The sequence below is a fragment of the Pantoea septica genome (assembly GCF_002095575.1).
Lineage (GTDB): Bacteria > Pseudomonadota > Gammaproteobacteria > Enterobacterales > Enterobacteriaceae > Pantoea > Pantoea septica.
Window position 1 is genome coordinate 1 of sequence record NZ_MLJJ01000032.1, and the last position, 20,946, is coordinate 20,946.

Genomic DNA, 20,946 nt, shown 5'->3' on the forward strand with positions numbered 1-20,946 from the left:
TGGTGGCTACGACGGGATTTGAACCTGTGACCCCATCATTATGAGTGATGTGCTCTAACCAGCTGAGCTACGTAGCCATCTTTTTTCGCGTTACCTTCATCGGCGTTGCGGGGCGCATTATGCGTATTGAGCTCTGGAGCGTCAACACATTTTTTGCCGATTTTGGCCTTCGCGCGCCTGTTTGTCTGGCTTGTAACCAGGGTGGTGGATTATTCGCCAGGTTTTGATCGTAACCGCATCAAAGCGAAAAAAAAAGGGCCCCGCAAGGCCCTTTTTATTATGGCTTATTTTGCTTATTTATAAGCGGACTGATGCACGCCCACCGCACGACCTGAAGGATCGTCCATCGACTTGAACGCTTCGTCCCATTCAATCGCTTTGGCGGAGGAGCAGGCGACCGACGGACCGCCCGGCACGCACTCCGCCGCGCTCGGCAGCGGGAACAGCTCTTCAAAAATTTCGCGATAGAGGTAGCCCTCTTTCGACGCCGGCGTGTTGTACGGGAAGCGGAAGTGCGCGGTCGCCAGCTGCTGATCGCTGACCTGCTTCGCCGCGACCTCTTTCAGCGTATCGATCCAGCTGTAGCCGACGCCGTCAGAGAACTGCTCTTTCTGGCGCCAGGCGACGCTTTCCGGCAGATAAGAGGAGAAACATTCGCGCAGGATATGTTTTTCCATCTTGCCGTTGCTGCCGCACATCTTGTCCTGCGGGTTAATGCGCATCGCCACGTCGAGGAATTTCTTGTCGAGGAAAGGCACGCGCGCTTCCACGCCCCAGGCGGACATCGCTTTGTTGGCGCGGGCGCAGTCGTACATATGCAGCGCCATCAGCTTGCGCACGTTCTCTTCATGAAACTCTTTAGCGTTCGGCGCCTTATGGAAGTAGAGGTAGCCGCCGAATACTTCGTCCGCGCCCTCGCCGGAGAGCACCATCTTAATGCCCATCGCCTTAATTTTACGCGACATCAGGTACATCGGCGTCGAGGCGCGAATGGTGGTGACGTCGTAGGTTTCAATGTGATAAATCACATCGCGAATCGCATCCAGCCCTTCCTGCACGGTAAAGTGAATTTCGTGGTGCACCGTGCCCAGATGTTCAGCCACCGCTTTCGCCGCTTTCAGATCCGGCGAACCTTCCAGGCCAACCGCGAAAGAGTGCAGCTGCGGCCACCAGGCGTCGCTCTTGTCCTGATCTTCGACGCGTTTCGCGGCGAAGCGTTTGGTTACCGCCGAGATGATAGAGGAGTCCAGACCGCCGGAGAGCAGCACGCCATACGGCACGTCCGACATCAGGTGGCTTTTCACCGACTCCTCCAGCGCCTGCTTCAGGCCCGCCGCATCGGTGACGTTATGTTCTACCGCGGCGTACTCCATCCAGTCGCGCTGCCAGTAGCGACGAATTTCGCCGTCGGTGCTGGAGAGATAGCTTCCCGGCGGGAACTCTTTAATTGAGCGGCACACCGGCACCAGCGCTTTCATTTCCGACGCGACAAACAGGTTGCCGTGTTCGTCGTTGCCCATATAGAGCGGGATGATGCCGATATGGTCGCGGCCGATCAGGTATTGCTGCTTCGCGCTGTCCCACAGGATAAAAGCGAACATGCCTTCGAGATCGTCGAGGAAGTCGACGCCTTTTTCCTGATAGAGCGCCAGAATGACTTCGCAGTCGGAGCCGGTCTGGAACTGGTAGCGATCGCTCAGCTCAGCGCGCAGCGCCTGATGGTTGTAAATCTCGCCGTTAACCGCCAGAACATGGGTGTGATCGGCGTTGTACAGCGGCTGGGCGCCGTTGTTGACGTCGACGATAGACAGACGTTCATGCGCGAGAATCGCTTTATCGTCGGCATACACGCCGGACCAGTCCGGTCCGCGGTGACGCATCAGGCGAGAACTCTCCAGCGCTTTTTTACGCAGATCAATCGGATCGCTTTTCAGATCCAACACACCAAAAATAGAACACATATTCTGACTCCTGAGCTCGCCTGTCGGCGATGTTATCGTTGCCTTGTCCGGCAGCCAGCGGCTGCGTGATGTATAAGAAAATGCGCTATTTTATGCAGTCAATGCAAGCATATTCGCCTTTTACTGATAAAAAGATTGCTTGCGAGGCTTTTAATTTAAATATTATTCAATTTAAAGCGCATTTTATTAACGGATCGGCAATAGATAGCCGGAAGTGGCTAAAAAATGGACAGGCCAGAGAGGGTTTCAAGAGAAAAGCGGCCGCCTGGCGTCAGGCGGCGCGAAGAGAATGATTAAAAGAGATCGATATCCGCGACAGAAGGGTAGATCCAGTCGGGGCGGAAAGGCATGGCGTCGATATCGCTCAGCGTCGAAACGCCAGAGAGCACCAGAATGGTTTCCAGTCCCGCCTGAAAGCCGGCCAGAATGTCGGTGCGCAGGTTGTCACCGACGATCACCGTCTCCTCGGAGTGAGCCTGCATTTTATTCAGCGCGGCGCGCATGATGTAGGGGCTGGGCTTGCCGACGTAAAACGGGCGACGGCCGGAGATTTTTTCAATGCCGGCGCAGAGCGCGCCGCAGGCGGGCACAAAGCCGCGCGCGTGGGTATCGGGGTTGGTGGCGATAAAACGCGCGCCGCTGGCGACGAAAAAGGCGGCCTTATGCATCATCTCCCAGTTAAAAGAGCGCGTCTCGCCGACGATGACGAAATCGGGATTGACGTCGGTAATCGTAAAGCCCGCTTTATAGAGTTCATGGATCAGCGCGCCTTCGCCAACCACGTAGGCTTTTTTACCTTCCTGACGACGCAGGAAATCGGCGGTCGCCATCGCGGAGGTATAAAACACCGAGTCGGGCACCTCGACGCCGGCGTTGGCGAAGCGGTTCGCCAGATCCTGCGCGGTCTGCGAAGGATAGTTGGTCAGCACCACCAGCGGCATCTCTTTTTGCAGGATGCGCTGCAGAAACTCCTGCGCGCCGGGCACGGCGGTGTTGTCATGCATTAACACGCCATCAATATCGCAAATTACGCTTTTTATCGTCATAGGTTCAGTCCGGGTCGCGTTTACTCTTCCAGTAAATGTTGCAGCAGAATGCCGTTGAGCATAGCGCGTTTTGCCAGCGCAAAGGCACCTATCGCCGAACGATGATCGAGTTCGGAACGCACCACCGGCAGATTTTTGCGGAAGGCGTTGAGCGCTTGCGTGTTGATACAGCCTTCAATGGCCGGGAACAGCACTTTCTCGGCATCGGTGATTTCGCCCGCCAGCACCACTTTCTGCGGGTTGAACAGGTTGATTGCAATGGCGATCGCTTTGCCCAGATAGCGTCCGACATATTCAATCACTTCACAGGCCAGCGCGTCGCCCTGGTTGGCGGCTTTGCAAATCTGCGCCATCTGGCAAGCGTCCTGGGTCAGCACGCTGGGGTAACCCTGGCTGAGCAGATGGCGCACGCGGTTTTCGATTGCGCCGTTAGCGGCAATGGTTTCCAGGCAGCCGAAATTGCCGCAGTGGCAGCGTTCGCCGAGCGGATCGACCTGAATATGGCCGATTTCGCCTACGTTGCCGTTGCTGCCGAGAAAAATATGGCCGTTGGCGATAATGCCGGCGCCGGTGCCGCGATGGAGCCGCACCAGAATCGAGTCGGCGCAGTCGCGGCTTGCACCAAAGTAGTGCTCTGCCAGCGCCAGGCTGCGGATATCGTGACCGACGAAGCTGGTGACCTTAAAGCGATGCTGCAGTCCGGCCACTAGCGGCCAGTGGCTGACGGCGATATGGGGCATATAACGGATCACGCCGTTTATCGGATCGACCAGACCGGGCAGTATCACCGAGATGGCGATTAGCTCGCGAATTTTACGCTGGTGGGTATCGATAAAGCTGTCAATAGCGGCGAACAGCGCATGCTCCAGCGTCTCCTGCGTGCGCTCCGGCAGGGCATAATCCTCCTGCGCCAGCGATTTGCCGCTAAGATCGAACAGCGTCAGCGTGGCGTCATGGCGGCCGAGCCGCACGCCGATGGCGTGGAAGTGGCGCGTTTCGGTTACGATGGAGATAGCGCGGCGACCGCCGGTGGATGCCTGTTGATCCACCTCTTTGATCAGCCCGCGCTCAATTAGCTGACGAGTAATTTTGGTGACGCTGGCGGGCGCAAGTTGACTGAGTTCGGCAATCTGAATGCGCGAAATAGGGCCTTGCTGGTCAATCAGCCGGTAAACGGCCGCGCTGTTGAGTTGCTTGACAAGATCGACATTTCCTATTTGTGTCTGGCCGCCAGTGGTCATTCAGTGCTTACTCGCTCAGGACGTCGTCTCCGTTGACAAACGTCTTAGTGATATTGAAATCACGCGTAAAAACAGTAAGGTTGGCGACTTTTCCCGCTTCGACCGTGCCCAGCTGTTTTTCCACGCCCATTGCCTGCGCCGGGTAAAGCGTCGCCATGCGCAGCGCTTCATCCAACGCGATACCGACATGTTCGACGGCGTTGCGAACCGATTCAATCATAGTAATCGCAGAGCCGCTCAGCGTGCCGTTCTCGTCCACGCACAGGCCATTGCGATAGTATATTGTTTTGCCAGCGAAAATGAATTTATCAATTTCGGCGCCTGCGGGCGCGGTGGCGTCGGTGACCAGCACCAGCTTATTGCCTTTGATACGTTTCGCGTTGCGTACGTTAGCGTAATGGACGTGCAACCCGTCTGCAATAATGCCGCAATAAACATCCGGGGCATCGAACAGCGCACCGATCAGGCCCGGCTCGCGTCCGGCGAAAGCGGGCATGGCGTTATAGAGATGGGTAGCGAAGGTTACGCCCGCGCGGAAGCCCGCTTTGGCTTCGTCATAGGTGGCGTTGGAGTGGCCGGCGGAGACGATGATGCCCGCCTGCGTCAGCTGACGGATCACTGCGTCGCCGGCGTTTTCCGGCGCCAGCGTCACCTTGGTAATGACGTCGGCGTTATCGCACAGATAGCGCACCAGCGCCGCATCGGGCAGGCGGATGAGATCGGGATTATGGGTGCCTTTTTTGGCTTTATTCAGCCAGGGGCCTTCCAGATGCAGGCCGAGCGCCTGATGCTGATGCTTGCGTTTATAGGCGCGCATGGTGTCGATGGCGCGCTTCATCAGCTCGTCGCTGCTGGTGATGAGCGTGGGCAGAAAGCTGGTGCAGCCTGACTTTTCATTGGCGCGCTGCATAATTTCCAGCGTCTCGACGCTCAGGGCGTCGATGTCGTCGTTGAACTGCACGCCGCCGCAGCCGTTCAGCTGTAAATCGATAAAGCCGGGAGCGATCAGCGCGCCTGAAACGTCGCGCAGCGCGATATCGGCTGGTAGCGCGTCGCGCGGACAGACACGTTCGATCAGCCCATCGGCGATAACCACCGCGTGGTTATCCAGAATTTCATGACCGGTATAAATTCGGCCGTTAACTAATGCGTACATCGTGGTTCTCCCGGCTGAGCCCGCCAGAGCCTCGCGGCGGGCATTTACAACATCGTCTTACACGCCTTTCATATTTTCCGCTTCCATTTCGCGGAAATATTTAACGGTTTTCACTTTCAGTTCCATGGTGGCGGGTTCGTCGCATACCACCACCGATTTCGCATGCAGCTGCAGGCAGCTGATGGTCCACATATGGTTGACGTTGCCTTCTACGGCGGCCTGCAGAGCCTGCGCTTTGACATGGCCGGTCACCAGAATCATTACCTCTTCCGCATCCAGCAGCGTGCCGACGCCGACGGTCAGCGCATATTTCGGCACCTGATCCACATCGCCATTGAAGAAGCGCGAGTTCGCCACGCGGGTGTCGTGCGTGAGCGTTTTGATACGGGTACGCGAGGCGAGAGAGGAAGCCGGTTCGTTAAAAGCGATATGGCCGTCGTTGCCGACGCCGCCCATAAACAGGTGAATTTTACCCAGCGCGCGAATCTTCTCTTCATACTGGCGACATTCTGCGTCAATATCTGGCGCATTGCCATTCAGAAGGTTGATATTTTCTGGTTGAATATCAACGTGATCGAAAAAGTTACGGTACATGAAGCTGTGATAGCTTTCCGGGTGCTCTTTCGGCAGGCCGACATATTCGTCCATATTGAACGTTACCACATGCTTAAAGCTGACCTGGCCCGCTTTGTGCATCTCAATAAGATGCTTGTAAGCCTCCAGCGGCGTGCCGCCTGTCGGCAGGCCCAGCACGAAGGGACGGTCCGCGGTAGGGTTAAAAGCATTGATGCGGTTGACGATATGACGGGCCGCCCATTTACCGACCTGCGTAGGGGTAGCCAAAGGAATAAGTCGCATGTTTCACCTCATTCTGAGAAAGGAAAAGGGGGCAACGCGCTCATCGCGGCGGTCGTCATCACATCAAACCCGTGAAACGATTTCAGCACGCGTTCGCTGCGTCTTGATATTTTTCATCATAAAATAAGTTAGGGTTGTTCGCCAGACGTCTCGGCAGTTAATGGTGCTTTTTGGTGATAATTATCACAGAAGAGACGCGTATAATTTGCGAGGCGAATTAATTTGTCATTACACTGCGCAACGTGAAGTGTAGTGTCAATCAACCCCTGCAGCTGACAATAAAAAGCAAGCGGCGCAGGGCGAAAAGCCAGTCTCATAGGGGGAAAGGACAAATGTTAGGTTACTTACAAAAGGTTGGCCGCGCGCTGATGGTGCCGGTAGCGACCCTGCCGGCAGCGGCGATATTAATGGGGGTCGGCTACTGGCTCGATCCGGACGCCTGGGGCGCAAGCAACGCGCTCGCCGCGCTGCTGATAAAATCAGGCGCGGCCATTATTGAGCATATGTCCGTACTCTTTGCTATCGGCGTGGCTTATGGGCTGTCAAAAGATAAAGATGGCGCAGCGGCGCTGACCGGCTTCGTCGGTTTCCTGGTGGTGACGACGCTCTGCTCGCCAGCTGCCGTATCAATGATCCAAAAAATTCCGCTTGATCAGGTGCCTGCCGCCTTCGGCAAAATCGAAAACCAGTTTGTCGGCATTATGGTGGGCATTATCTCCGCGGAGGTTTACAACCGCTTTAGCCATGTCGAACTGCCGAAGGCGCTCTCTTTCTTTAGCGGACGGCGCCTGGTTCCTATCCTCGTCTCATTCCTGATGATCGCGGTGGCGTTCATTCTGATGTACATCTGGCCGCTGATCTTTAACGGGCTGGTGAGCTTTGGCGAACATATCCAGAAGCTGGGCTCGGTCGGTGCGGGCGTCTACGCCTTCTTTAACCGTCTGCTGATCCCGGTCGGCCTGCATCATGCGCTTAACTCGGTATTCTGGTTCGACGTCGCGGGCATCAACGATATTCCTAAATTCCTCGGCGGCGCGCAGTCTATCGCTAACGGCACCGGCATTGTCGGCATCACGGGGCGCTATCAGGCGGGCTTCTTCCCGATCATGATGTTCGGCCTGCCCGGCGCGGCGCTGGCGATCTACCACTGCGCGCGTCCGGAAAACCGCGTTAAAGTCGGCAGTATTATGCTGGCCGCGGCCTTTGCAGCCTTCTTCACCGGCATTACCGAGCCGCTGGAGTTCTCCTTTATGTTCGTCGCGCCGGTGCTTTACGTCATCCACGCGGTGCTGACCGGCATCTCGGTATTTATCGCCGCCAGCATGCACTGGATCGCTGGCTTCGGCTTTAGCGCCGGTCTGGTGGATATGGTGCTGTCGAGCCGCAACCCGCTGGCGACCCACTGGTGGATGCTGATCCCGCAGGGCATCGTTTTCTTTGCGCTCTACTATGTGGTATTCCGCTTCACGATTAAGAAGTTCAACCTGATGACGCCAGGCCGCGAGCTGGCGGTCGCGGGCGACGAAACGGACGGCTACGACGTTAACGTCGATACAACCGACAACGGCGAGAGCGCGACCGAATCGCTGGCGCGTCGCTATATCGGCGCCGTCGGCGGCTCCGATAACCTGACCGGCATTGATGCCTGTATCACCCGTCTGCGCCTCAACGTAAAAGACTCGGCGCAGGTCAATGAGTCCGTCGCCAAACATCTGGGCGCATCCGGCGTTATCCGCCTGAACAAACAGAGCGTGCAGGTGATTGTCGGCACCCAGGCGGAAAGCATCGCCACAGCAATGAAAAAAGTGTTGACGAAAGGGCCGGTCGCCTCGGCGGGCGGTGCGTCAGCGACGCCTGCCGCGCCAGCCGCAAAACCGCAGGCGGCGTTGAATCGCGAGACCAAAACCATCGTGACGCTGATGGCGCCGGTGAGCGGCGAAGTGGTCGCGCTGGACGCAGTGCCTGACGAAGCTTTCGCCAGCAAGGCGGTAGGCGAAGGGCTGGCGATCAAGCCGAGCGGTAAAACCGTGGTGGCACCGGTTGCCGGCACCATGGTGAAAATCTTCGACACCAACCATGCCTTCTGCCTGGAAACCAGCAGCGGCGTCGAAATTGTGGTGCATATGGGCCTCGACACCGTGGCGCTGGGCGGCAAAGGTTTTACCCGGCTGGTGGAAGAGGGCGCGACAGTCGCTGCGGGTCAGCCGGTGCTGGAGATGGATCTCGGCTTCCTCAACGCCAACGCGCGTTCGATGATCAGTCCGGTTGTGGTCAGCAACAGCGAAGATTTCGCCGGGCTGACGCTGCTGGCGACCGGCACGGTGGTGGCTGGCGAAACCCCGCTTTACGAGGTAAAAGGCTAAGCCCGTAACCGCATCGCCGTAAAAAAAGCAGGCAGGAAGCAATTCCTGCCTTTTTTCGTTTTACCGCCTTAATAAACCGGTTGTTTCCCTTCGGCGCTTTGTGGATCATACTCCGTTACTTCGTGGTACAAACCATCCGCTATACGTATTGAGGATTGAGAGATGAGTGAGGCTGAAGCCCGCCCAACTAACTTTATTCGTCAGATCATCGACGAAGATTTGGCGAGCGGCAAGCACAATAGCGTGCATACCCGTTTTCCGCCTGAGCCCAATGGCTACCTGCATATCGGCCATGCTAAATCGATCTGCCTGAACTTCGGCATCGCTCAGGACTATCAGGGGCAGTGCAACCTGCGTTTCGACGATACCAACCCGGTTAAAGAGGATATGGAGTTTGTCGAGTCCATCAAGCGCGACGTGCAATGGCTGGGCTTTGAGTGGAGTGGGGACGTTCGTTATTCCTCAGATTATTTCGATCAGCTTTATCACTACGCGGTGGAACTGATCAATAAAGGTCTGGCCTATGTCGACGAGCTGACGCCGGAAGAGATCCGCGAGTACCGCGGCACCCTGACCGCGCCGGGCAAAAACAGCCCCTGGCGCGATCGCAGCGTCGAAGAGAACCTGGCGCTGTTTGAAAAAATGCGCAACGGCGAATTCGCCGAGGGTAAAGCCTGCCTGCGCGCCAAAATCGATATGGCGTCTAGCTTTATCGTGATGCGCGATCCGGTGCTCTACCGCATTAAGTTCGCCGAGCATCACCAGACGGGCAAAAAGTGGTGCATCTATCCGATGTACGACTTTACCCACTGCATCTCCGATGCGCTGGAAAATATCACCCATTCACTCTGTACGCTGGAGTTCCAGGATAACCGTCGCCTCTATGACTGGGTGCTGGATAACATCTCTATACCGGTGCATCCGCGCCAGTATGAGTTTTCGCGTCTTAACCTCGAATATGCGGTGATGTCGAAGCGCAAGCTGACGCAGCTGGTCAACGAAAACGTGGTGGAAGGCTGGGACGATCCGCGCATGCTGACCGTATCGGGTCTGCGCCGTCGCGGTTACACCGCCGCCTCGATCCGCGAGTTCTGCCGCCGTATCGGCGTGACAAAACAGGACAACGTGGTCGAGATGGCGTCGCTGGAATCCTGCATCCGCGACGATTTGAACGAAAACGCGCCGCGCGCCATGGCGGTGCTCGATCCGCTGAAAGTGGTGATTGAAAACCTGCCGGCCGGCCATAACGAAATCATCACCATGCTGAATCATCCGAACAAGCCGGAGATGGGCACCCGCGACGTGCCGTTTGGCCGTGAGGTCTGGATCGATCGCGCTGACTTCCGTGAAGAAGCCAATAAGCAGTACAAACGTCTGGTGCTGGGTAAAGAGGTGCGTCTGCGCAACGCTTACGTGATCCGCGCCGAACGCGTAGCAAAAGATGAAGAGGGGAATATCACCTGCATCTACTGCACCTGCGATGTCGATACCCTGAGCAAAGATCCGGCTGACGGCCGTAAAGTGAAGGGCGTGATCCATTGGGTCTCCGCCGACCACGCGCTGCCGGCGGAATTCCGTCTTTACGATCGCCTGTTCAGCGTGCCGAATCCTGGCGCGGAAGAGGATTTTTTGACCACCATCAATCCGAACTCGCTGGAAATTCGCCAGGGCTTCGTCGAGCCGGGTTTGCAGAACGCCAGCCCGGAAGCGCCTTATCAGTTTGAGCGTGAAGGCTATTTCTGTGCCGACAGCCGCTATTCGCGTCCGAACCAGCTGGTGTTTAACCGCACAGTCGGCCTGCGCGACACCTGGGCGAAAATCGGCGATTAAATTTTCGCATTAACGGCATGATAAAATCACTAAAGGGCGAGCAATCGCCCTTTTTTATACTCGTAATCAGCGTCAAGATAATTTTTTGTTCTGTAACAAATAATTGCCTCTTGTCGGACCAGTTTGGGCTTTGTCTGAGTTAACGAAAATTAATCAATTTCCAGATGTGAATTTCATTTTTTCAGGTAGGCTATTCGCTCTTTGAAGAGGCTATGCGGGCATAAAAAGGAAAAATGATGACGGCTCTTGGTCAGGAAGCAAAACACAGCGTGGTAGTTTTACATCAGTTAATCGAACGTATATTTAATCAGCCTTCAGGCGAAGACGATACTTTTGATCTGCTGCTTTCGCACTTCCATCCCGATTTCCGCATGGTCACGCCGCAGGGGCGGCTGCTCGATCTGAACCAAACCGAAGAGTTGTTTCGCCAGCTGCAAGGGCGCCGCGAAGGCATGCGCATCGCCACCAGCGAGCACGCGGTGATTTCTCAGGGCAAAGATGAGGTCACTATTCAGTATCGCGAGCTGCAGATGATGAACGGTAGCGATCAGGCGCGCATCTCGCTGGCGATTCTCGACTGCACCACGTCAATTCCCCGCTGGCGCTATCTGCACGAAACGCTGGTCGCCTGACGGCCATAAAAAAGCCGGTACGCAGACCGGCTTATAGAATTACTGCATAGCACACATCTTTACTGATCGTGGAGCGTTTCGTCTTCGCGGCAATCGCCCAGCGAGCAGTGACCATAGAGGTAGAGGCTATGGTTCGTCAGCTTAATGCCGTGGCGGGTAGCAATATCTCGCTGGCGTGATTCGATTGATTCGTCGCTGAATTCAATGACCTTACCGCAGTCGAGGCAGATCAGGTGATCGTGATGATGCTGCTGGGTCAGTTCGAAAACCGATTTTCCGCCTTCGAAATTATGACGCGTAACGATGCCCGCATCGTCAAACTGGTTCAGTACGCGATAAACGGTAGCCAGACCAATCTCTTCGCCCATATCAATCAGGCGTTTATACAGATCTTCCGCGCTGACGTGATGGCACTGAGGTTCCTGAAGCACTTCCAGAATTTTAAGTCTGGGCAGCGTGACTTTCAGGCCAGCCTTCTTTAATGCGGTATTGTTGTCAGTCATGCGGATATTGTCCTGTTACTTTGCTGGTTACTTGAGGCGCCTTGCCTTGAATGTCGTTCGGTGTCTATTCTCATTTGCGTCTCATTATAGAGGTGAAGTTTTGAAATGAAAACCGAGGGAAACGCCTGAAATCAACACGGGCTGTAAGAAGATGCGTAACGGCGCCGGACGGAGAAATGCAGGAGGTTCGTTATCATCTCGCTAACTTCCTGACCTCGCGGAAGAAATAAGCAGATAACCGATGTGGGTATTGTACAGAATCAGAGATAAAAGTTAAAAATCTGTAGCTATTATTTCTATAGGAAAAACCATTAACCCAATGTGAGCCAGCGCCCACATTGAGTATGTGGATAATCAGGCTTCGATGATCGCCTGAAGCTGCAGTTCATCGGAAATCTGCTTAACCCAGGCCTCGACGCGCTGGTTGGTCAGTTCCGGCTGACGATCTTCGTCGATAGCCAGGCCGAGGAAGTGTTTGTCGTCCGCCAGGCCTTTAGAGGCTTCGAAATGATAGCCTTCGGTCGGCCAGTGGCCGACGATCACCGCACCGTTCGGCTCGATAATGTCGCGAATGGTGCCCATCGCGTCGCAGAAATATTCCGCATAATCTTCCTGATCGCCGCAGCCGAACAGCGCAACCAGCTTGCCGTTAAAGTCGATCTCTTCCAGCGTCGGGAAGAAGTCGTCCCAGTCGCACTGCGCTTCGCCGTAGTACCAGGTCGGAATGCCCAGCAGCAGGATATCGAACGCCTCGAGATCTTCTTTCGTGCTCTTGGCAATGTCATGCACTTCCGCAACCTCTTTGCCCAGTTGTTTCTGGATCATTTTTGCAATGTTTTCGGTGTTGCCGGTATCGCTGCCAAAGAAGATGCCTACGATTGCCATGGGGTAAATAACCTCTTAAATCCTGATAATGAGTGCATGCGCTGAGCGCACAATTAAGCGAATGATAGCAGAGCGGGCAAAAGGGCGGAACTCGAAAAGCCGCTCCATTTGCTTCTGCGTGCGCTTTGCGCTATTCAGCCCAGTTTGAGTTGCGCCAGCAGCATTTGTTCAATCAGTTCGCTGCGGCTGATGTTGCGCTGCTCAGCCAGGGTGTTTAATGCATCCACGGCTTCGCTGGTCATTTTGAGTTCGACACGACGCAGCCCGCGCACTTTGTCACGTTTCAGTTGATTGCGCTTATTGATGCGCAGCTGTTCATCACGCGAGAGCGGACTGGTTTTCGGTCGACCGGGCCGACGCTCGTTTGCAAACAGATCCAGCGTAGTGCGGTCAGTGTGTTCTTTTGCCATGGGTTAGTAAAACTAGCGGCGCGAGCAGGCGCGTTTATAACGAAATGGGCCATTGCCGCGGCAAAAAAATAGGCAGCGGCAAAATTTAGCGCGCCATCATACTCCAGCCGAAGTGATGACGCCAATGCTAAACCGCGAACGGCAAGCTTTTGCTTTTAAAGTGCAAAAAAGCGGCGGACGCTGCGCAATACGGCATCAGGTTTCTCGGCGTGCACCCAGTGTCCGGCGCCGCTGATGACGTGCGCATGCGCGGCGGGAAACTGACGCAGCAGCGCGTCGCGATGCTGGTTGTCGAGATAGGGCGAGTCGCCGCCGCGTATAAAGAGCGCGGGATGCGGCCAGGGCGGCACCGCTTCCCAGCCAGATATTGTAGCGTAATTTTCCCACAGCGCCGGAACGTTGAAGCGCCATTCGCCATCCTGAAACGATTTGAGAATAAACTGGATGACGCCTTCTTCTTTAATATGGGCGCGCATCACCTGCGCAGCCTCGCTGCGCTGGCGCACGCCCGCGTCGCTAACGGCTCGGATAGCGGCGAAAATCTCATCGTGGCGTCGGGTCTGATAATCCACCGGCGCGATGTCGATCATCACCAGCCTTTCCAGGCGCTGCGGCGCCAGCGCGCTCATCGCCATGGCGATTTTTCCGCCCATTGAGTGGCCGATAACGGCGACGCGATCGATCTGGTGCGCATCCAGGGTGTCGAGCATATCCTGCGCCATAGCGCTATAGCTCATCTCGTCGGCGCGCGGCGACAGGCCGTGGTTGCGCACATCCACCTGTATCAGCGGACCCGCGTCTTTAAGGCCGCGCGCCAGCACGCCGAGGTTATCCAGACTGCCGAACAGGCCGTGAATAAGCAGGATGGGCAAGGAATCCGCGATTGATTGGTCAGTTTGCAGACGAGCATTTAAAATCATGGCAAAGTTCTTAAGATGGGGACCTTGGGTTAGGTTATCATGCTTTCACCTTTCCAGGCGCGCCGACACGGCAGGCTTTAGGGCATATTCCGACTTTTGCCGTATGAGCGTGCGAAGGCTATCAGCCCGCCTGGATTTAACTTTATAATCCTTATGTTAGAACCCGCCCGCTCTGCGAACAACCGAGTGTTGCAACGGCGTTTTTCAGGCTGGCGTGGTTCTGTCACGAGTCGAAACCGTACGGAAAAAGATGAAAACGATCGAAGTTGACGAAGACCTCTACCGCTATATCGCCAGCCACACGCAACATATCGGCGAGAGCGCCTCTGACATTTTACGGCGGATGCTAAAATTTAATGCCGGTCAAAGCGCGCCTGCGGCAGCGGCGCCGTTAGCCGCTGGCGACGCGGCGCAAAAAACGATCCAGCCCGTGCGCGCGGAAAACCGCCCGCAGGATCGCGTGCGCGCCGTGCGTGAGCTGCTGCTGTCTGACGAATATGCCGAACAGAAAAAAGCGGTCAATCGCTTTATGATGGTTCTCTCAACGCTCTATCGTCTTGATCCTTCGGCGTTCGCTGAAGCCACTGCGTCGCTGCAGGGCCGTACTCGCGTCTATTTTGCGGGCGACGAGCAAACGCTGTTGCAAAATGGCACCCATACTAAGCCGAAGCATGTCCCCGGCACACCGTACTGGGTGATCACCAATACCAATACCGGCCGTAAATGCAGCATGGTGGAACACATCATGGTCTCAATGCAGTTCCCGCAGGAGCTGGCAGAGAAAGTTTGCGGCACCATTTAAACTGAAGCGTCAGGGAGAAGCGCCAATGGCCAGTCACCCCCGTGCCGGGCAACCCGCCCAGCAGAGCGATTTGATTAACGTTGCACAGTTAACATCACAGTATTATGTCCTGCAGCCCGACGTGGCGAATCCGGACCATGCGGTGAAATTCGGCACCTCCGGGCATCGCGGCAGCGCAGGACGCCAGAGCTTTAACGAGCATCACATTCTGGCGATCGCGCAGGCCATCGCGGAAGAGCGCAAGAAAAACGGCATTACCGGGCCCTGCTATGTCGGTAAAGATACGCACGCGCTCTCTGAGCCGGCGATGCTTTCCGTGCTGGAAGTGCTGGCCGCCAACGGCGTAGACGTCATCGTGCAGCAGGACAACGGCTACACGCCGACGCCGGCTATCTCCAACGCTATCCTTGAACATAACAAGCAGGGCGGCGCGCAGGCGGACGGCATCGTGATTACGCCGTCGCACAACCCGCCGGAAGATGGCGGCATCAAGTACAACCCGCCGAACGGCGGCCCGGCCGACACCAACGTCACCAAAGTGGTCGAGGATCGCGCCAACCAGCTGATCAAAGCGGGTCTGCAAGAGGTCAAACGTCTGCCGTTAGATCAGGCATGGGCAAGCGGCCGCATCGTCGAAAAAGATCTGATCCAGCCTTACGTAGAAGGGCTGGCCCAGGTGATCGACTTCGCGGCTATCCAGAAAGCGGGCCTGAAGCTGGGCGTCGATCCGCTGGGCGGCTCCGGTATGGAGTACTGGAAGCGCATTGCCGGGCACTATCAGCTCGATCTGACCATCGTGAACGACGCCATCGACCAGACCTTCCGCTTTATGCATCTGGATAAAGATGGCGTGGTGCGCATGGACTGCTCTTCCGAATGCGCCATGGCGGGTCTGCTGGCCTATAAAGACAAGTTCGATCTGGCGTTCGGCAACGACCCGGACTATGACCGTCACGGCATCGTTACGCCGGCGGGCCTGATGAACCCGAACCACTATCTGGCCGTAGCGATCAACTACCTGTTCCAGCATCGTCCGCAGTGGGGCAAAGAGGTCGCCGTCGGCAAAACGCTGGTCTCCAGCGCGATGATCGACCGCGTGGTCAACGACATCGGCCGTAAGCTGGTGGAAGTGCCGGTAGGCTTTAAGTGGTTCGTTGACGGCCTGTTCGACGGCAGCTTCGGCTTCGGCGGCGAAGAGAGCGCGGGCGCCTCTTTCCTGCGTTTCGACGGCTCCGCCTGGTCGACCGATAAAGACGGCATCATTCTTTGCCTGCTGGCGGCGGAAATCACCGCGGTTACCGGTAAAAACCCGCAGCAGCACTATGACGAGCTGGCTGCGCGCTTCGGCGCGCCGAGCTACAACCGTCTGCAGGCGCCTGCGACCTCTGCGCAGAAAGCGGCGCTGTCGAAGCTGTCGCCAGAGATGGTCAGCGCCGACACCCTGGCGGGCGATCCGATCACCGCACGCCTGACGGCGGCGCCGGGCAACGGCGCCTCTATCGGCGGCCTGAAAGTGATGACGGAAAACGGCTGGTTCGCCGCGCGTCCGTCAGGCACCGAAGACGCCTATAAGATCTACTGCGAAAGCTTCCTGGGCGCGGAGCATCGCGCCCAGATCGAGAAAGAAGCGGTAGAGATCGTCAGCGAAGTGCTGAAAAACGCCTGATGATATTGAGCTGGCCGGTAAACCACAGGGTTTTTCAGGCGGCTCAATAATCAAAACGCGGTTGGCATGGGCCAGAGAGCAAAGCGTCCCGCGACAGGGGCAAAAACGCCGCGCGTAATCGCGCGGGCCGAGCGAGCATGGATGCCATGGGCTTTGCGATCGGTTTTCATGCCATTCGCGTCCGCACCGCGTCACCCTGCATCAAGCGTCCATCGGGCGCTTTTTTTATGGCATAAAGCGGTAGCCGATGCCGGTTTCGGTCAGCAGATGCTTCGGCTGCGCCGGATCCGCCTCCAGCTTCTGCCGCAGATGCGCCATATAAATGCGCAGATAGTGGCTGTGCTCCACCGCATTTGGTCCCCAGACCTGGCTCAGCAGCTGGCGCTGCGTCAGCACTTTCCCGATATTGCTTAGCAGAACGGCCAGCAGACGGAACTCAATCGGCGTCAGATGCACCTCGCGATCGGCGCGCACGACGCGGCGCGCGGCGAGATCGACGCTAACGTCGGCGAAACGTATTACCGGCTCAGGCTGCTGGCCGGGATGACGACGCAGCGCCACGCGCACGCGCGCCAGCAGCTCGCCAATACCGAAGGGCTTGGTCAGATAGTCGTCTGCGCCGACGTCGAGCGCGTCGATCTTATCCTGCTCCTCCACGCGCGCCGACAGCACAATCACCGGCACGGCGCTCCACTGGCGCAGCTCGCGGATAAAGTCGCGCCCGTCGCCGTCCGGCAGGCCCAAATCGAGGATCACCAGATCAGGCTTGCGCGTTGCCGCCTCGATCAGCCCACGCTGCAGCGTGTCGGCATCAAAAACCTTCAGCGCTTCGCCTTCCAGCGCAAGGCGCACAAAGCGCCGGATCTCTTTTTCATCTTCAACGATTAATACGGTGGCCACGCAGCGGTGCTCCATGCCTGAAAACCTGGCGCTACTGTAGCAGCAAAATATCCGGCTGCGAATTGATCATAAGCCGATCAAGCCTTTAACCATTCTGTAACTTACTTTCATTATTATCCGAAGATGAGGCTTAAAAGCGAAAAATAGTGGTCGGATGAGTAGTAAAATTACACAGGGGAGCGTAATATCTGAACAAGATCACATTTCAGTCACAGCTTTCAAGGAGGCCAACGATGTATCAAAATTATCCTGTTTATAAAGTCCTGTTGCGTCGCGCGCTGGTTATCCTGCTGGGCGTCGTTGCGCTACCGGTAATGCTGTTTCGCCAGGATCGGGCGCGTTTCTACAGCTATCTCCATCGCATGTGGTGCAAAACCAGCGCCAAGCCGGTCTGGCTGGCGCAGAGCGAAGCCGCAGGCGGCATCTTCTGGTAATCCGTCCGCATCGCAAAACAGAGCCCGATTCCCCCGTCGGGCTTTGTTGTTTCTGAAGCCTCGTCACAGAGAAAAGCCCCTCCAGCCCTGACTTGAGGCTGTTAATCATTCAATTTTCAGCTACACTTAAACCTCTACAAGATTCCGGAGGTTGTACAAGTATGAGCGTAAAAATTCCGCTGGGTATCAGTGCCTGCCTGCTGGGAGAGCAAGTCCGTTTCGACGGAGGTCATAAACGTCTGGCGTTTGCCGTCAACGAGCTTGCGCCCTTTGTACGCTTTGAACCGATCTGCCCCGAAATGGCGATAGGCCTGCCGACGCCGCGTCCGGCGCTGCGGCTGGTAAAGAAGGACGATGAAGAGCTCCATCTCTGCTTTAGCAAAGAGGGCGGCGAAGAGCTGACCCAGCAGATGAATGACTGGTCTGCGGAACGGGTTAAATCGCTGCATCACCTGTGCGGCTACATCCTGTGCGCCAAATCGCCCAGCTGCGGTATGGAGCGCGTGCGCGTCTATGAACCCGACACCAATAACAACCGTAAAGCGGGTATGGGGCTGTTCGCCGAAAAGCTTAAAGCGGAGCTGCCCTGGCTTCCGGTCGAAGAGGATGGTCGGCTGCACGATCCGGCACTGCGCGAAAACTTCGTTGGACGCATCTGCGCGCTGCACGAATTTAATCAGATGTGGCAGCGCGGGCTTACGCGCGCGCAGCTTATCGCCTTCCACAGCCGCTACAAGCTGCTGATGCTGGCGCATTCGCAGGAGAAGTATCGCGAGCTCGGCCCGTTCGTCGCCTCAATGAGCCAGTGGGATTCGCTGGAAGCCTTCGCCTTCGAATACCGTAACCGCATGATGGAACTGCTGTCGCAGCCCGCGTCGCGTCGCAACCATACCAACGTGCTGATGCATGCGCAGGGCTATTTCCGCCGTCAGCTCAGCTCTCCGCAGCGTCAGGAGCTGGCGGAACTCATCGATCGCTATCGCTGCGGCGTGCAGCCGCTGCTGGCGCCGATCACCATGCTTAAGCACTATATGTCGCAGTATCCGCATCCCTGGCTGACGCAGCAGCGCTACTTCGACCCTTACCCGGAGGCGCTGCGACTGCGCTACGGCCAGTAAGATGCGCACCCATTTAGTCTGGCTGCGCAACGACTTACGCGTGAACGATAATCTGGCGCTGAGCGCCGCCTGCCGCGATCCCGACGCAAAGGTGATCGCGCTGTTTATCGCCACGCCGCAGCAGTGGCGTCAGCACGATATGGCACCGAAACAGGCGGCTTTCATCTACGACAGCCTGCTCGAACTGCAGCAGGCGCTGGCCGAGCGCGGTATTGCGCTGTTTACGCAGGCGTGCGACGACTTCGCCGCGTCGATCGATCTGCTGAGCGCTTTCTGCAAAAAGCATCGCGTCGATGCGCTTTTTTACAACTACCAGTATGAGCTGAACGAGCGGAAGCGCGATGCCGAGGCGGAAAAGCGCCTCGATAAGGCGGGCGTGGTCTGCCAGGGCTTCGACGACAGCCTGCTGCTGCCGCCGGGCAGCGTACAGACTGGCGACGGCAAGATGTACAAAGTCTATACCCCGTTCAGCAAGGCCTTTGTGCGGCGGCTGCAGCAGGCGCTGCCGGAGTGCGTTGCCGCGCCGAAACCGCGCGGCGACGGAGCTATTAAGCCGGAGGCCGCACCCGCGCGCTTCGACTATCCCATGGAAGAGTATGACCGCGAATGCTTCCCGCCGGGCGAGCGTGCGGCGCTGGAGCGGCTGCGCCATTTCGCCCGCCAGCCGATCGCCGACTACAGCACGGCGCGCGATACGCCTGCGGTAAACGGCACCAGCCGACTCTCGGTCTATCTTGCCACCGGCGTGCTGTCGCCGCGTCAGTGTCTGCATCGCGTGCTGAAAGAGCACCCGCGCGCGCTGGAGGAGAACAACCTCTTCACCTGGCTCAACGAGCTAATCTGGCGCGAGTTTTATCGTCATCTCATGGTAGCGTTTCCGGCGCTTTGCAGGCATCAGCCTTTTGTCGAATGGACGCGCCACGTCGACTGGCAGCGCAACGACGCGCACTTCGCCGCGTGGCAGGCGGGCAAAACCGGCTATCCCATCGTGGATGCGGCGATGCGGCAGATGAAAGCGCTGGGCTGGATGCATAACCGGCTGCGCATGATCACCGCCAGCTTTCTGGTGAAGGACCTGCTGATCGACTGGCGCGAAGGGGAGCGTTACTTCATGCAAAACCTGATCGACGGCGATCTGGCGGCCAACAACGGCGGCTGGCAGTGGGCGGCGTCGACCGGAACCGATCCGGTGCCATACTTCCGCATCTTTAACCCGACGACGCAGGGCGAGCGCTTCGACCCTCAGGGGGCGTTTATCCGCCAGTGGCTGCCGGAGCTAAAAGAGGTGCCGGACAGCGATATCCACCAGCCGCAGCGCTGGGCGGAGAAAAACCACAAGAGACTCGATTATCCGTCGCCAATCGTGGAACATAAGCAGGCCCGTAAAAAGACATTAGACGCCTTTGTGCGCGCGAAAAACGCAGCCTGAGGCGGCATGGAGCCGATATGAATCACTACGAACTGGAAAACATCGTCAACCAGCAGCTCAACAGCGGCGCCTTCAGCGACTACGCGCCGAACGGCCTGCAGGTTGAGGGACGAACCGAGGTTAAAACCCTGATCACCGGCGTGACCGCCAGCCAGGCGCTGGTGGATGAAGCCGTAGCGCGCAACGCCGATGCGATTCTGGTGCATCACGGTTATTTCTGGAAAAGCGAGCCGGCGGTCATCAAAGGCATGAAGCGCAATCGCCTGCGCGCGCTGCTGGCGAACGATATCAATCTCTACGGCTGGCATCTGCCGCTCGACGCCCATCCGACGCTGGGTAATAACGCCCAGCTGGCAAAGCTGCTGGATATCGAGGTGAAAGGCGAGGTGCAGCCGCTGGTCTTCTGGGGCGAGCTCTCTACGCCGCTGAGCGGCGAGGCGCTGGCGCAGCGCATCGAAGAAAAACTGGGCCGCACGCCGCTGCACTGCGGCGACAACGCTCCAGCGCAGATCCGGCGCGTCGCCTGGTGCAGCGGCGGCGGCCAGGGGTTTATCGATAGCGCCGCCGCGTTCGGCGTTGATGCCTATATCACTGGCGAAGTCTCCGAGCAGACGATTCACAGCGCTCGCGAGCAGGGACTTCACTTCTTCGCCGCCGGCCATCACGCCACCGAACGCGGCGGCATCAAAGCGCTGGGCGAGTGGCTGGCCAGCGAGCATGGTCTGGACGTGACCTTTATCGATATTCCCAACCCCGCCTGATTATTCTCCTCCGGTGCGCCCGCTTTCGGGC

Annotated in this window: 20 protein-coding genes and 1 tRNA gene; 10 read left to right on the plus strand and 11 right to left on the minus strand. The window is 57.2% G+C overall.

From position 1 onward, the window contains the following. Together HA46_RS15850 and asnB are read right to left on the minus strand one after the other, a co-directional pair. Positions 1-77: transfer RNA gene (locus tag HA46_RS15850), tRNA-Met, on the minus strand. 216 nt (positions 78-293) lie between these two features. Continuing rightward, entirely contained in the window at positions 294-1,961 is a 1,668-nt protein-coding gene (asnB, locus tag HA46_RS15855) for an asparagine synthase B (protein ID WP_084885326.1), read from the minus strand. A 68-nt stretch (positions 1,962-2,029) separates the two neighbouring features. On the opposite strand from asnB, the gene HA46_RS15860 reads away from it, so the two are divergent. After that, positions 2,030-2,254 carry a hypothetical protein gene (locus tag HA46_RS15860; RefSeq protein ID WP_084885328.1) on the plus strand — a complete coding sequence of 75 codons (225 nt, stop codon included), beginning with the start codon at positions 2,030-2,032 and terminating at the stop codon, positions 2,252-2,254. On the opposite strand, the gene HA46_RS15865 is transcribed toward HA46_RS15860, so the two are convergent. From HA46_RS15865 to nagB, 4 genes are read right to left on the minus strand one after another with little or no spacing between them, the layout of a single operon-like run. Continuing rightward, positions 2,255-3,007, minus strand: coding sequence for an HAD-IIA family hydrolase (locus HA46_RS15865; RefSeq protein WP_033788937.1), 753 nt, complete (start codon positions 3,005-3,007; stop codon positions 2,255-2,257). 20 nt (positions 3,008-3,027) lie between these two features. Next, positions 3,028-4,248, minus strand: coding sequence for a DNA-binding transcriptional regulator NagC (nagC, locus tag HA46_RS15870; RefSeq protein WP_033788939.1), 1,221 nt, complete (start codon positions 4,246-4,248; stop codon positions 3,028-3,030). Between the two features lie 7 nt (positions 4,249-4,255). Further along, the gene (nagA, locus tag HA46_RS15875; RefSeq protein ID WP_033788941.1) at positions 4,256-5,404 is read right to left on the minus strand and encodes an N-acetylglucosamine-6-phosphate deacetylase; all 1,149 of its coding nucleotides are present in this window, start codon (positions 5,402-5,404) and stop codon (positions 4,256-4,258) included. Between the two features lie 57 nt (positions 5,405-5,461). Continuing rightward, on the minus strand, positions 5,462-6,262 hold the full coding sequence (gene nagB, locus HA46_RS15880) for a glucosamine-6-phosphate deaminase (RefSeq protein ID WP_033751778.1): 801 nt from the start codon (positions 6,260-6,262) through the stop codon (positions 5,462-5,464). Between the two features lie 332 nt (positions 6,263-6,594). Between nagB and nagE the strand changes: the two genes are divergently transcribed. The 3 genes from nagE (at position 6,595) to HA46_RS15895 (ending at position 11,087) form a co-directional block, all read left to right on the plus strand. Beyond that, positions 6,595-8,625, plus strand: a complete 2,031-nt coding sequence (nagE, locus tag HA46_RS15885; protein ID WP_084885330.1) for an N-acetylglucosamine-specific PTS transporter subunit IIBC — start codon at positions 6,595-6,597, stop codon at positions 8,623-8,625. Positions 8,626-8,787: 162 nt separating this feature from the next. Next, positions 8,788-10,455 (plus strand): glutamine--tRNA ligase, encoded by a 1,668-nt coding sequence (gene glnS / locus HA46_RS15890; RefSeq protein WP_084885332.1) that lies wholly within the window; start codon positions 8,788-8,790, stop codon positions 10,453-10,455. Positions 10,456-10,691: 236 nt separating this feature from the next. Next, positions 10,692-11,087 (plus strand): hypothetical protein, encoded by a 396-nt coding sequence (locus HA46_RS15895; RefSeq protein ID WP_048786930.1) that lies wholly within the window; start codon positions 10,692-10,694, stop codon positions 11,085-11,087. A gap of 59 nt (positions 11,088-11,146) precedes the next feature. On the opposite strand, the gene fur is transcribed toward HA46_RS15895, so the two are convergent. From fur to ybfF, 4 genes are all read right to left on the minus strand, one after another. Next, on the minus strand, positions 11,147-11,590 hold the full coding sequence (fur, locus tag HA46_RS15900) for a ferric iron uptake transcriptional regulator (protein ID WP_033751764.1): 444 nt from the start codon (positions 11,588-11,590) through the stop codon (positions 11,147-11,149). A gap of 354 nt (positions 11,591-11,944) precedes the next feature. After that, a complete protein-coding gene (gene fldA / locus HA46_RS15905; protein ID WP_033751762.1) occupies positions 11,945-12,475 on the minus strand; it encodes a flavodoxin FldA in 531 nt (176 codons plus the stop codon). 134 nt (positions 12,476-12,609) lie between these two features. Next, the gene (gene ybfE, locus HA46_RS15910; protein WP_033751760.1) at positions 12,610-12,885 is read right to left on the minus strand and encodes a LexA regulated protein; all 276 of its coding nucleotides are present in this window, start codon (positions 12,883-12,885) and stop codon (positions 12,610-12,612) included. A gap of 155 nt (positions 12,886-13,040) precedes the next feature. After that, positions 13,041-13,805 (minus strand): esterase, encoded by a 765-nt coding sequence (gene ybfF, locus HA46_RS15915; protein WP_084885334.1) that lies wholly within the window; start codon positions 13,803-13,805, stop codon positions 13,041-13,043. 250 nt (positions 13,806-14,055) lie between these two features. On the opposite strand from ybfF, the gene seqA reads away from it, so the two are divergent. Together seqA and pgm are read left to right on the plus strand one after the other, a co-directional pair. Further along, positions 14,056-14,607 carry a replication initiation negative regulator SeqA gene (gene seqA / locus HA46_RS15920; RefSeq protein ID WP_033751754.1) on the plus strand — a complete coding sequence of 184 codons (552 nt, stop codon included), beginning with the start codon at positions 14,056-14,058 and terminating at the stop codon, positions 14,605-14,607. Positions 14,608-14,632: 25 nt separating this feature from the next. Further along, positions 14,633-16,273 (plus strand): phosphoglucomutase (alpha-D-glucose-1,6-bisphosphate-dependent), encoded by a 1,641-nt coding sequence (pgm, locus tag HA46_RS15925; protein WP_084885336.1) that lies wholly within the window; start codon positions 14,633-14,635, stop codon positions 16,271-16,273. A 225-nt stretch (positions 16,274-16,498) separates the two neighbouring features. Here the strand turns inward: pgm and kdpE are convergent, their stop codons facing one another. Continuing rightward, complete coding sequence (kdpE, locus tag HA46_RS15930) at positions 16,499-17,173, minus strand: two-component system response regulator KdpE (RefSeq protein WP_033789014.1); 675 nt, start codon at positions 17,171-17,173, stop codon at positions 16,499-16,501. Positions 17,174-17,406: 233 nt separating this feature from the next. Here kdpE and HA46_RS15935 point away from each other — a divergent pair, with 233 nt between their 5' ends. From HA46_RS15935 to HA46_RS15950, 4 genes are all read left to right on the plus strand, one after another. Beyond that, entirely contained in the window at positions 17,407-17,607 is a 201-nt protein-coding gene (locus HA46_RS15935; protein WP_033788952.1) for a YbfA family protein, read from the plus strand. A gap of 161 nt (positions 17,608-17,768) precedes the next feature. Further along, positions 17,769-18,725, plus strand: coding sequence for a YbgA family protein (locus tag HA46_RS15940; RefSeq protein WP_084885338.1), 957 nt, complete (start codon positions 17,769-17,771; stop codon positions 18,723-18,725). Between the two features lies 1 nt (position 18,726). Beyond that, on the plus strand, positions 18,727-20,154 hold the full coding sequence (gene phrB / locus HA46_RS15945; RefSeq protein WP_084885341.1) for a deoxyribodipyrimidine photo-lyase: 1,428 nt from the start codon (positions 18,727-18,729) through the stop codon (positions 20,152-20,154). A gap of 17 nt (positions 20,155-20,171) precedes the next feature. After that, on the plus strand, positions 20,172-20,915 hold the full coding sequence (locus tag HA46_RS15950; RefSeq protein ID WP_084885343.1) for a type 2 GTP cyclohydrolase I: 744 nt from the start codon (positions 20,172-20,174) through the stop codon (positions 20,913-20,915). Positions 20,916-20,946: the final 31 nt, after the last annotated feature.